The 12,236-nt window shown below is 58.5% G+C and carries 11 protein-coding genes; 10 read left to right on the forward strand and 1 reads right to left on the reverse strand.

Translation table 11 applies throughout. The features are described 5' to 3' along the window. The first annotated feature begins 555 nt into the window (after nt 1–555). A complete protein-coding gene (locus tag VB777_RS01865) occupies nt 556–762 on the forward strand; it encodes a DUF4351 domain-containing protein (RefSeq protein WP_323246714.1) in 207 nt (68 codons plus the stop codon). A gap of 492 nt (nt 763–1,254) precedes the next feature. On the opposite strand, the gene VB777_RS01870 is transcribed toward VB777_RS01865, so the two are convergent. Continuing rightward, nucleotides 1,255–1,686 carry a prepilin-type N-terminal cleavage/methylation domain-containing protein gene (locus tag VB777_RS01870; RefSeq protein WP_323246716.1) on the reverse strand — a complete coding sequence of 144 codons (432 nt, stop codon included), beginning with the start codon at nt 1,684–1,686 and terminating at the stop codon, nt 1,255–1,257. Nucleotides 1,687–2,473: 787 nt separating this feature from the next. Between VB777_RS01870 and VB777_RS01875 the strand changes: the two genes are divergently transcribed. The 9 genes from VB777_RS01875 to VB777_RS17350 all read left to right on the forward strand — a co-directional run bounded on the left by VB777_RS01875 (nt 2,474) and on the right by VB777_RS17350 (nt 12,158). Then, nucleotides 2,474–3,493 (forward strand): NAD(P)-dependent alcohol dehydrogenase, encoded by a 1,020-nt coding sequence (locus tag VB777_RS01875; protein ID WP_323246718.1) that lies wholly within the window; start codon nt 2,474–2,476, stop codon nt 3,491–3,493. A 77-nt stretch (nt 3,494–3,570) separates the two neighbouring features. Next, on the forward strand, nt 3,571–5,799 hold the full coding sequence (katG, locus tag VB777_RS01880; protein WP_323246720.1) for a catalase/peroxidase HPI: 2,229 nt from the start codon (nt 3,571–3,573) through the stop codon (nt 5,797–5,799). Between the two features lie 120 nt (nt 5,800–5,919). Further along, nucleotides 5,920–7,554: a hypothetical protein gene (locus VB777_RS01885; protein ID WP_323246722.1), complete on the forward strand. Its 1,635-nt coding sequence runs from the start codon at nt 5,920–5,922 to the stop codon at nt 7,552–7,554. Then, nucleotides 7,554–8,180 (forward strand): prepilin-type N-terminal cleavage/methylation domain-containing protein, encoded by a 627-nt coding sequence (locus tag VB777_RS01890; RefSeq protein WP_323246724.1) that lies wholly within the window; start codon nt 7,554–7,556, stop codon nt 8,178–8,180. Before VB777_RS01885 ends, VB777_RS01890 begins: the two co-directional genes overlap by 1 nt. Before the next feature lie 3 nt (nt 8,181–8,183). Next, entirely contained in the window at nt 8,184–8,765 is a 582-nt protein-coding gene (locus VB777_RS01895) for a prepilin-type N-terminal cleavage/methylation domain-containing protein (protein WP_323246726.1), read from the forward strand. Further along, nucleotides 8,765–9,355 (forward strand): prepilin-type N-terminal cleavage/methylation domain-containing protein, encoded by a 591-nt coding sequence (locus tag VB777_RS01900; protein ID WP_322757318.1) that lies wholly within the window; start codon nt 8,765–8,767, stop codon nt 9,353–9,355. The genes VB777_RS01895 and VB777_RS01900 overlap by 1 nt, the downstream gene beginning before the upstream one ends. A 1-nt stretch (nt 9,356) precedes the next feature. Next, complete coding sequence (locus tag VB777_RS01905) at nt 9,357–9,923, forward strand: hypothetical protein (RefSeq protein ID WP_322757319.1); 567 nt, start codon at nt 9,357–9,359, stop codon at nt 9,921–9,923. Between the two features lie 336 nt (nt 9,924–10,259). Continuing rightward, nucleotides 10,260–11,684 (forward strand): hypothetical protein, encoded by a 1,425-nt coding sequence (locus tag VB777_RS01910; protein WP_323246728.1) that lies wholly within the window; start codon nt 10,260–10,262, stop codon nt 11,682–11,684. Next, complete coding sequence (locus VB777_RS17350) at nt 11,685–12,158, forward strand: type II secretion system protein (RefSeq protein ID WP_416238294.1); 474 nt, start codon at nt 11,685–11,687, stop codon at nt 12,156–12,158. The last annotated feature ends 78 nt before the right edge of the window (nt 12,159–12,236 follow it).

Genomic DNA, 12,236 nt, shown 5'->3' on the forward strand with positions numbered 1-12,236 from the left:
CTGGATTCATCGTGAAACAACGAGGTGCACATGCGCCTCGAGAATGACAGCCCGTCATTCACCCCTGTTCTCCCTCAGTCCAGGGCAATCGGGCCTCGGGATTTACACCACGCAAAGGGACGCGGCCGAGCGCCTGCAACGCTGCTCGGAGCCGTTCCGGGTTCAGGCCAGGGCCAAGGACATCCAGCCGCAAGCCGCAGAGGTGCCGGTTGCAACAACACGGGCACCGCAATGGCCACGGAAACCTCCAACGATTGGATCAGCGTAGGGTCAGTTCTGTCCACTTCAGAGGCGGATCAAACAGGCACCTTTGTCAGTTCAGGATTCTCGGATGATGGAGAGTGCTGGATCGAGGCTTTCGCGGCCCAGGCCTCAGGGCCTATTTTAAGTGTGTGCCCGTCAAGCTGGTCGCCCTGCTGATAGCTCCGGAGCTCCAGCTACTACAGGCGATCGAGCCTGCGGGAGTGGGTGAGCGGCAGACTGGAAGAAGCCGAGCTGATCCCCTCGATCGTTACAGCACGCCTGAGTGGACTCAGCATTCTGGAGATTTGTGCCATGAGCGGCTTCAACCTTGAGGATTTCAGCCAGAGCCGCGTCTACCAAGAGATCTTTGGTCTCGGTGAAGCCCGCAGCCAAGCCCGCGGTCAAACCATCGGCGAAGCCAGTGTGATTCTGCGGCTGTTGAATCGCCGCTACGGCAGCCTCAATGCCGAGACCAGCGCTCGCATCGTGGCCCTGCCGCTGGAGCGCCTCGACCGATAAAGTCCTCAAAGAAGCTCCGGTCACTTACCAGGAACTCCAGCTCTTCACTGCTAGGTTTAAATAGTTGTTGGAGCTCCAAGATCCTGCACAGAATCAAGAAATTCATCTATTTGCTGACTGCATTCCATACCGCTCGTATGCATAATCTTTATCAAGAAGAGATCAAGAGGATTCTCGCAAAACCGAGTCAGCCAGTCGGTTGAGAACAGATTTCTTGTTCTGAAGGTATGCGAATCATTGCCGCTAGCTCCAAAAGTACTCTTAACCCACTGACTTATACAAATATTTCCTAAACCAAGGCGATTTAACCATATTTACTGACTGGCGATCATTCGAGCACCCCAAGAATGCATTTACTCAAGAAAAGCGGGGAATAGCTCCCCGCAGTTGATGAGCGCAGCAAATGCATAAAATGGAAATGAATTCTCCCTAGTGATGGCAAGGGATTTTAAATGACTTTATGCAAAGCCTTCGGCAACCCGTTAACCACCACTAACTAATCACGCAAGACATTGCCCCATTGGCAGCAATAGTAACTGTTGCCGTAGTATTTGCAGCAGTAGATATTTGATTTAAGCATCGGACACCAACAACACCTGCCGGCCATGTTGCCGTGTATACACCACCATCAACAGTGCAAGCAGTGGTCGCCACAACAGAAGCACCCGCCGCCAAAGTGGGTGCTGCGCCAATGTCAGATGCTGCAAACGTTGCGCACTCCTTGGCTATGCCAATAGCCTCACCGATTGCAGATCCGGCTATAGCTGCATTCCGGGCTTGTAGGTATTGAGGCAATGCAACGGCAGAAAGAATGCCGATCACGGCCACCACAATCATCAGTTCCACCAAGGTGAAACCCTTGGCAAGGCCTTTTCGCTCTTTGCTGAGGGTGCGAAGCAAGGCGAGCTTTGATTTGGCGTTCATGGCTCAAAAATGACTGCTGTCAGCATAGGTGCCTTTGGGCTTCATGCCAAATATGTCAAATCTGAAGCAAACGGCATTAAGCCTGAAGTAATCATGACGTGGATGCCTTGCCGCGGAATCGATTTGGACTTAGCGAGGGATTGCTCCTAGTGGGAAGTCACTTAAAACATCGACTCCACACGACCATCCTCTAAGGGCATGTTTAGCGCTTTTGTGGCAATGGCTCACCATTCCTTAAGTTTCCAAGGGCTTTCTGCAGCGATTGATCAGGCGTGGCTTGGCCTACGTTTGTTTCTGGTTCCAGTTGAGTCTCCACCACGCCTTGGCCCTCGGGTCGCACACCAATTCAGAAGCCTGATGGCTCCCTGACCACCCATTGACCTGAGGGCCATCCTGTTGCCAAGATGCGACGTTTTGCGTCCGTCAGACAGGGTGCCGGGATCAGAGAAGGGTCCTGAGAGCTGGGGGGCCACCGACAAGTCACGGAGGTACTCACTACCGCTGGCATGAATGCCACCGAATTCAGTACCTACTGTCGAGAGCAAGGCCTGTACCCAGAGCAGCTGCAATTCTGTCAGCAGGCGGCTGTGGGTGAAGATACTCACCCCAGATGGGATGGAGTCGGCTGATCGCTGTTCAGCTTTCTCTAAATCCCTGCGGGCCAGCAGGATGCCCGGGCCGAGCACGCCATTGCCTGAATGATACTGCTTAATCACAATCAAGCCCCCCAAAGATCGCAGACCTCGCACGGTGAAACACCTGCATTCGATTCGCAATCACGCCACCCATGAAAGCCTTCACCTACAACCACTACGGCCCACCCGAAGTCCTCCACCTCCAGGAAGTCGACAAACCCACCCCCAAGCCCAATGAAATCCTGATCCGGATCCATGCCACAACCGTGAGCTCAGGCGACTGGAGAATGCGCAGCCTTGAGGTGCCGGCTGGCTTTGGCCTGATCATCCGCTTGGTGGCAGGCATCCGGCGTCCCCGACAACCGATCCTGGGCACCGAACTGGCTGGGGTCGTGGAAGCCGTGGGCGGGGAGGTGAGCCTCTTCAAAGTTGGCGACCCCGTGGTTGGCTTCAGCGATACCGCCCTGGGCTGCCATGCGGAGTACCGCTGCTTACCGGAAGATGGTGCTGTGGCAGCGAAACCCAGCACCCTCTCCTTCGAGGAGGCCGCTGCCCTCTGCTTCGGCGGCACCACGGCGCTGGATTTCCTTCGCCGGGCGAAACTCCAGCCGGGCGAGCGGGTGCTGATCAATGGTGCGTCTGGCTCCGTTGGCACCGCAGCCGTGCAGCTGGCCAGGCACATCGGCGCCGAGGTGACGGGGGTGTGCAGCACCGCCAACCTGGATCTGGTGCGCTCGCTCGGTGCCACGCACGTGATCGACTACACCCAGCAAGACTTCACCCAGAACGGCAACCGCTACGACGTGATCATGGACGCCGTCGGCACGGCTCCATTCAAACGTTGCCGGCGCTCGCTCAAGCCTGGCGGGCGTCTGCTGCTGCTGGTGGCGGATCTGCCCGCCATGCTGCTGAGCGGCTGGCAATCGCTGATCTCGGGCCGGCGGGTGATCGCCGGGCCCGCCACTGTGCGCCCTGAAGACGTGGCAACCCTGGCAGATCTGGCGGAGACGGGGGCCTACCGGCCCGTGATGGATCGCTGCTATCCGTTCGAGCAGATGGTGGCGGCGCATCGCTATGTCGACACTGGGCGCAAGCGGGGCAATGTCGTGGTCAGGCTCGATCCAGGGCCTCAACTTGATCCAGAGCCACTACGGAATGTGATGGGCGCCTGACCCTCCAGCCCGGGGTGCATACGGTTGAGGGGAACGACTCCACCCCATGGACGTCGTCTGCCCGCTGCCGCACCGCGATGACTGAGCTTGGCCAGTGCCCGTTTGCGGGGCGCGCAACGACCACCGCCGCAGCCGGAGGGTCCGCGAACCAGGCCTGGTGGCCGCAGCAGCTCAACCTGGGGATCCTGCACCAGCACAGCCCGGCCTCCAACCCTCTGGGCGAAGCGTTCGACTACCCCGAGGCCTTCAGCCAGCTGGATTTCGCTGCCCTCAAGCGCGATCTGCATGCCCTGATGACCGATTCGCAAGACTGGTGGCCGGCCGACTGGGGCCACTACGGCGGTCTGTTCATCCGCATGGCCTGGCACAGCGCCGGCACCTACCGCACCGCCGACGGCCGCGGTGGCGCCTGCACCGGCAACCAGCGCTTCGCGCCGATCAACAGCTGGCCCGATAACGGCAACCTCGACAAGGCTCGCCGTCTGCTCTGGCCGATCAAACAGAAATACGGCAACCGCATCTCCTGGGCTGATCTGATCATCCTCACGGGCAACTGTGCCCTCGAATCGATGGGCTTTCCCACCTTCGGCTTCGGCGGCGGCCGCGTCGATATCTGGCAACCGGAAGACGACATCTACTGGGGCCGCGAAACCACCTGGCTGGGCGATGAGCGCTACAGCGGCGAGCGCGAGCTGGAGAACCCCCTGGCTGCCGTGCAGATGGGGCTGATCTATGTGAACCCCGAAGGCCCCAATGGCGAACCCGATCCGGTGGGCTCCGGCCGGGATGTGCGCGAAACCTTCGCCCGCATGGCGATGAACGACGAGGAAACCGTGGCCCTGGTGGCCGGCGGTCACACCTTCGGCAAGGCCCACGGCGCCGGCAGTCCGGAGCTGATGGGGCCCGCCCCGGAAGGGGCCAGCCTCGAGGAGCAGGGGCTGGGCTGGAACAACCACTTCGGCAGCGGCAAGGGCGCCGATGCCACCACCAGCGGCATCGAGGGCGCCTGGAAGCCCAACCCCACCACCTGGGACCGGGGCTATTTCGAGATGCTGTTCGGCTACGAGTGGGAGCTGGAGAAAAGCCCGGCCGGTGCCTGGCAGTGGCGGGCCAAAGATGTGCGCGAGGAACACCTGATCCCCGACGCTCACGACCCCAGCAAGCGGCACCGGCCGATGATGACCACCGCCGATCTGTCGCTCCGCTTCGATCCGATCTACGAACCGATCGCCCGCCGCTTTCACCAGGATCAGCAGGCCTTCGCCGACGCCTTCGGCCGCGCCTGGTTCAAGCTCACCCACCGCGACATGGGGCCCAAGGCGCTCTACCTCGGCCCCGAAGTTCCCGCCGAAGACCTGATCTGGCAGGACCCGATTCCGGCCGTGGATCATCCCCTGATCGATGCAGCCGCCATCGCCGAGCTGAAGGATCAGGTGCTGGCCTCGGGGCTGTCGGTGCCGGAACTGGTGGCCACCGCCTGGGCTTCGGCCTCCACCTACCGCGGCTCCGACAAGCGCGGTGGCGCCAACGGCGCCCGGATCCGCCTGGCACCCCAGAACAGCTGGGAGGCGAACCAGCCCGAGCAGCTGGCCAGGGTGCTGGCGGTGCTCGAAGGCATCCAGCAGCAGTTCAACGCCAGGCAGATCGCAGCCCAGAGCGCCACGCCAGCCCCTGGCACCCGTATCTCCCTGGCGGATCTGATCGTGCTCGCGGGTTGCGCCGCCGTGGAGCAGGCTGCCCGGGCCGGCGGCCATGAAGTTTCCGTGCCCTTCAGGCCGGGCCGGGCCGATGCCTCCCAGGAGCAGACCGATGCCGCCTCCTTCGAGCCCCTGGAGCCCCAGGCCGATGGCTTCCGCAATTACCAGAAGCGCGCCATCGCAATGCGGGCCGAGGAGTTGCTGATCGACCGGACCCAGTTGCTCACCCTCAGCGCTCCGGAGCTCACGGTGCTGGTGGGTGGCCTGCGGGTGCTGGGGGCCAACACTGGCGGCTCACCCCACGGCGTGTTCACCCAGCGGCTCGGCACCCTCAGCAACGACTTCTTCGTGAACCTGCTCGACATGGGCACGGTCTGGACACCCATCGCCGAAACCGCCAAGGCCGGTGATGCCCAAACCTTCGAAGGCCGCGACCGCCACAGCGGCGAGCTGCGCTGGACCGGCACCCGGGTGGACCTGGTCTTCGGCTCCAACTCTCAGCTGCGGGCGATCGCGGAGGTCTATGCGCAGAACGATGGCGCCGAGAAGTTCGTGGCGGATTTCATTGCAGCCTGGGACAAAGTGATGAATCTTGATCGCATCAACTGATCGCATCAACCAGCCTCGGGAGTAAACTTGCCTGAGGCGCTTTGTGCTGGCGTTGACTAGCCAGCCAGTCGTGGTGCGCGTGCAGCAGCGGATCTAGGGTGAAGAGGCGGAAGGGGTCGGGTGAGTTCCATGAACCGGCAGCAACCAGGGTCGCCCACCTCCGAACAGGGCTTCTCGCTTGTGATCGTCTTCCTGCTCTCCCTCGGGGTGCTGCTCACGGGAGTGGCGACCATGGGCCGCATCAGCTTCGGCTGGATGGGTGCCGCCTGGCAGGCCCAGAGCCGCGAAGCCAGGGAGGCGGCCGAGATCGGGATGACGCGGATCGTGAGTGAGCTGAACCGGGAGCGAAACCGCAGACTGCTGGTGAATGCCTCGGTGCTGGACACCCAGAGCCGCACCTACATCGAGAATTCCACCAACGAAGCGATCACCGGATCGTTCTGCACCACCGCTCTGCCACTGCTCAATGGTGCGTTTCCTGCCGGGACCGATCCCAAAGCACAACAGACCATTGATGCAGATCGCCGCTTCCAGCTGGTGAGTATCAGCCAACCAGCGGCTTCCAGCGAGATGGAACCTGGCAGCCCCAGCAGCCGCAATGATTCCGATGCGAATGGCACCGAGAGTTTCAAAGTCACCACCGGATACGACCCGGATGGAACCGGTACCGCTGAATTCCCGGCTCGCGCCGGTGAGCTCACGATCACGGTGCGCGGCATGGCCTATCGCAACAACACCCTGATTGCCACCACCACCCTGAGGCGCACCTTTGAAGTGGTGCCGAAATGCTGCTGGGGCTCCCTGGGAGGCTATGGCGGCGCCTTCGGTGTGGATACCAGACCCTGCCCCACGATCGGTATCGGCATCGTGGGTGGCGCGGCGGAAAACGACACCGGAGAGATCACCATCCTGGGCAGCTCCGCCAGCATCATCACAGGCGACGGAGACCAGATCCCCTTTGTGTATTGCATTGCCTCCAGCACCTGCAGCGTGAGTGTGAACCAGAATCTGGGCACAGGCGTGAAAGTGGTGGATGCGAAGATGCCACGCATTCCCACGCCACCGATCACAATCTGCCTGGATCAGAACACGGCACTCTGCAATCTAGATCTCGATGATAATGGGTTACCCAATAGTGGCGGCAACCTCTTGCTCGATACAGGGGTAGCGCTGTCCAGTTGGCCGGCCAACTTTCGCAGTGTGTGCATGCGTGATACGGCTACCCCACCGGTCACCACCTGCAGCATCAACACCCTTGATTTCGGTCAAAACAACCGCACCCTTTCCGTGGATACGCGCGGTGGGCCGATCCGCCTCTACTTCCCCAACAGCCAGAGCGGCAGCACCAAAACGATTGACATGCGCAACAACGGTGGCTTTATTCATATCAATTCCAGCAATACCGGCAGCGTTCCCTCCGATATCACCGATTTGACCTTCTTCGGCTGCCAGCCATCCAGCACACGGACCTGCAGCCCGCACCAGCTGGTGAGCATCGGCAATGGCAGCGCTGCGGCCTTGAAGCTGTTTGCCTATTTCCCCAATGGCGACGTCACCATTGGGGGCAATGGCAGTTTTGAAGGTGTGATGTGGGTCGATCAACTCGGCTCTAATGGCAACATCACCTTCATCATCCCTGGCTCTGGCATCTCACAGGTTCTTGATTTGATGGGCATGGGTGGAACAGCCCCCACCCAGGAGTTTCCGATGGTCGACTATGTGACCCGCGCAACCAAGTCACTTCAGTTCTTTTAATGGCCAGCCTGTTGCTTCGAACTCGCTTGGCAGCGGCTGCGAACAACCGCCGCGGCAACGATGGCTTCAACCTAGTTGAGCTGCTGATCTCCAGCGTGATCCTGCTCATCACCCTCGTGGGCGCAGTGACCATCTCCGTGACCAGCAGTATGAACAGCTTCCGCACAGGCCAGCGTTATCAACAGGAAGCCGCCATTGATGCTGATCTTGCCCTGATCCAGCGCTACAATGATCGCTACACCTGCGCGAGCGGCACCTGCGAGATTCTTGCCGGCACGGGTGACATGGGCCGCAACGATTTCTTTCCCGATCCAGTGCCCAGCCTCTCGCAACCTGACAGCAACCATGATGGGGTGGCAGATGCGGCCGAAACAGCCCTTGAGGCCATCCAAGACCGATGCCGATATCGCAACAACCTTGATCTGGTCACTCCACTCAAGACTCTGATTGAAGCCAATCTGGCCGCTCCCATTCCCTCCGAATTGCAGCGAACCATCGCAGTGGATGCCACCACGCAGGGCGGCGCTCACCGGTATACGGTGACGTATACCAATCTCCAGACCAACGAAATGATGCGCCAGATGACCCTCAGCCCCGCCACTGTGGCCTGGTGTCCGCGCATCTGAGCCATGGAACGTCGTGATCATGGCCGCAGACTGGTTGCCGTTGGCTTCACTCTCTCGGAGCTGCTGATCACCGTTGCGGTACTGGGCATCCTCTCGGCAGTGGTGATGAATGGATTCGGGATGAATGAGTGGAGACGAAGCAGGGTGAATGCGGTGGCGCTGGAATTGAATGGCTGGCTTGAGGCGGTGCGACGCTCGGCGCTGAAGGGCACCGGCTGTCGTGTGACGATCCAGACCGCCACCCAGGCCACCGCCGGTTCAGTGATCGCTTCTGCAGCACCGGTCACCACGGCAGCCGTCACGGTGCCCAACACCTGCATGAGCCAGCAACCACTACGCATCCTTTCCAATGCCGGCAATGATGTGTATGCGATCAGCGCTGATCCCGCCACGTTCACCTTTACGCCACGTGGCACGACACGTGGATTGGCAAATGACAACCAGAACGATCTGGAGATCACGATTGCTCTCAATGGTGAACCACCGATGCGCTGTGTCCAGCTCAGCTCACCACTTGGGGTGGTGCGAATCGGCACCAACGACACCTCTGCGAGTGGCAATTGCACCTACCCAGGAGCATTCTGATGAATCCATTCTTCGCCCAGCCTCACCTCCGCAGACTGGCTCGACCGTTTGGCCTCACGCTCGTGGAACTGCTGGTGGCGGCAGCCATCGGTGCGGTGATTCTGGCAGCAGCGGCTCGTGTGCTCACCAGTGATATTCGCTCCAATTCCAGCCAGGAGGCGATTCAACGCTTACGTGATCATTGGGGTCGCGTCAGTTACTTTGTCGATACGGAAGTAAGGGAAGGCTTGAGCGTGAGCTTGGCGAACGGCAGCGGAGAGTGTTCTTCCGTCTCCAACCCTTACCTCGCCATCACAGTTCCCAATCCAGCTGGAGGTACAGGTACAATTTATTACTACAATATCAATGGCGATCTCTGGCGCTGCGGACCGGACATCGCAGAGGATGGTTCGTTGACATTCAATACCGTGATCAATGGCATGCTGGTGGAACGAGCCACGATGCAGGTCACGATTGCGAACGCTACCAACATGTCGTATGTCCTCACCATGAACAGCCGCACCGGAAGCGGCGGCATCACCTATTCGGCCAGCAGTGAGGCCCGCACCACGGCTCGCAGCTGCGATGCCACCTCAGGCATCTGTTACTGACGTGCAAACCGTGGCCTGGCGGCGTATTCACCTTCCACTACTGGTGATGATTGCAGGGTTCACGATTGGTTGCACAACAACCGAGCCGCGTTTTTCGCCGGCCTCTGATGCAGGCCGGCGCGCCTGCATCGAGGAGGTGCAGGCCAACTACGCCCCGAGGGGTCGCGTGCAGGCGATGCAGCAGTGCATGACCACGATTGACGGCCGCCTGGAAGACCTGCGACAGCTTGCCGCCGAAAAAGACACTGGCGCCGACACCAATCCTGTCCCCAGCACAACGCCCTCCTCAGCAGAAGATCGCTATCTTTATTGTCGCCTGCATCAAGGCGACGTTCAGGCTGCTGAACGAGAGCGGCAAAAAAGGCAAAGCATCCTGATTACGGCATCCAAGCACGGAAGACTTGATAACGACGCCTATATCCAAGCCGAAAAAGATTACAACCTCAGCGTCGCGCGACTCGAGGCCCTCATCCCCCCTCCGATGCGGAACGGCCTTCCCTTGATTCCGGAAGCAATCACACTTTACAGCTCTTGCAACCCTGACCATTTCTACGATCAATCCCGCTGAGCAGCCATCTTTCTTTGCCTTTGTCATCAGCATGACCCTGCTGACCAGTCCGATGATCAGAGCGGCGGCAGGAATGCCTGCCGGCGTCGTGGCTTTCTAAGACTGGCAAAGTAAGCCATCATCATTCAACCGGGCACTGACCAGAGAGCTTGTTTCGGCCAGTGGCGATGTCTACTCATCCGTTCAGTGACAGCTAGGCTGAACTTGGAAGCAATGGAAGATATGAAGCCCCCAGCGCCAAGCCACATCCCAGCCAAGAGCTGCAACACACGCTCACGCCTATGGTCAATTGGTCAATTGAGAAAGATCAGGTCCAGTGGTGTTGTTCTGCCTTACGTGATCCTCACGGCACTGATTGCAGTCCTCGGTATCGTTGCCTTGGCGGCACGCAATTCCGAATCACAGCTCAGTTCAATCCGTCAGAGTGATGCGGCCACCGCCAAGGAAGCAGCGGAATATGGAATGAATGAGATTATCGGCAAGCTGAACTCAGATGCCTTCGGCTACCTATGGGTCACGAACTGGAATTCCTCTGCCAGTCCACCGAACTGGGTCTCGGTGACGACAGCCAACCTTGCAGCCTGCAATATTGATATCAGTGGAACTCCAGGTACTTCCAGCCTTGTGGGAATTAAGTCTCTCTCCACAATCTCTACCGCCAAGTACCAGCTCACCAATTTTGTTCCACCACAGTTTCCGCCAGGGTCTTCAGCAGATGCGTCTTGTACGATGTTTGGCAATCTCTTCGGAGGATCCGCCTCCATCACTGTGCGAGGTTCCTTGCAGAGGCCCTCTGGCACGGAAGTTTCCAATTATGAGTTGACCAGACGTGTGCATGTCATCGGACCTGTTGGCAGCGCTTCCAACCTTGGAGACTTTCCCCTGCTGCTGACCGGGCCTGGATCTCGACTGAACAAAGCGGATGGCGATTTTGTACAGGCATCATCCCCTTCTACAAATGTAAATTCAGCCACAGATGTTCCTATTGCTTGCACTGAATCAGCGGGCTGTCTTACAACGACTCCGTCGGCAACGGCAGTTGTGGATTTATCGAGTATCACGATGCCTGTATTCCCAACACCCACTTCACTCGGAGACCCTACCGGTCGAGATCCCAATGGCAGTGCCGTCACTCAAAACCTTACGGATACCGTTTCCAATTATCCATACACAGGATCCGTACCAGGAAGCATCTCCGACGTGAATGCAAACCTGCGATCAGAGTGCAAACTTGCCCCTTCATCGAGTCCAACTAGTATTATTTGCCTACTTAATACGATCACTGTTGCCAAGAACAAAGACTTGACAATTGACACCACTCACTACCCGATTAATATTTTTGTCAAGGGAGACATTCAAATTCAACAAGGAGGTTTGATCGGAGCCAAAATCCCAAGCTCTAACTGGAGTCGATTGAGAGTCTACGGCAGTAATTCAGGATCATCTTGTGGAGGCCAAGACATTAGGATCGAGGGTTCTGGCTCGTTTTTTCAGGGCGCATTTTCATGGTTCCCCAAAGCCAATGTTGAGTTTGGCAATGGCGGCGGTGGTGGCAATAATGCCAATAACTTTGGCATCATGTGGATGTGCAAATTTACTGGGCCAGGTAGCGAAAACCAGGCCTGGGGGGCACCTGTGGATGGAGGAGCGGGCCTGGGAACGATCTTTGGTTCAGCTCTGCCCGGTGGTGCTAATGACACAGTGGATCCAGGCTCCATTCCATCCTCTCTCAACTTCTATCGTGGATACGGAGGAGGTTAAGTGTTGAACTTCCGCCTACCATCTTGTCGCTATCCAGCGCTCTCTGTTCAGTCCAAACAAGGTCAGAGCAGTGGCTTTAATCTGCTGGAGGTGCTTCTTGCTGTAGCGATAGCAGGCCTAACGATGGCAGCCATATCGACTACATTTTCATCGCAGCTCAGCACAGCACGGAGATCAAGTGATCGCAGTCAAATAGAGTCAGTCATTGCCGAAGACCTTGCTTGGATTCGCAACTATGCGACAATATGGAGAATGGAGTCAGGCCCCTATAATCTCACAACTACACAGACAAAGGCTCCAAGCTTCGCATCCTCTCCATCCGTTTCCTATTCACCCGATCCATCACTCTGTTCGTCCGGAGGATTGGCCTCCAGCTTTGTCTCTGATGCAGCGAGTGTCACGTTAAGCCCGGCGCGCCCTAATTCGGGACTCCTGAAAAAGTCAGATCGACTGCGGCGCAACTTGTTTCAGTGACCGAGACCCGATAAACTGGGCTCGATCAGGGCAATTGACGATTGCTACAACTGCTGAACGCTGCAGATGTACCGAAAA

This window comes from Synechococcus sp. CCY9202 (assembly GCF_034931685.1).
Taxonomy (GTDB): Bacteria; Cyanobacteriota; Cyanobacteriia; order PCC-6307; family Cyanobiaceae; genus CBW1002.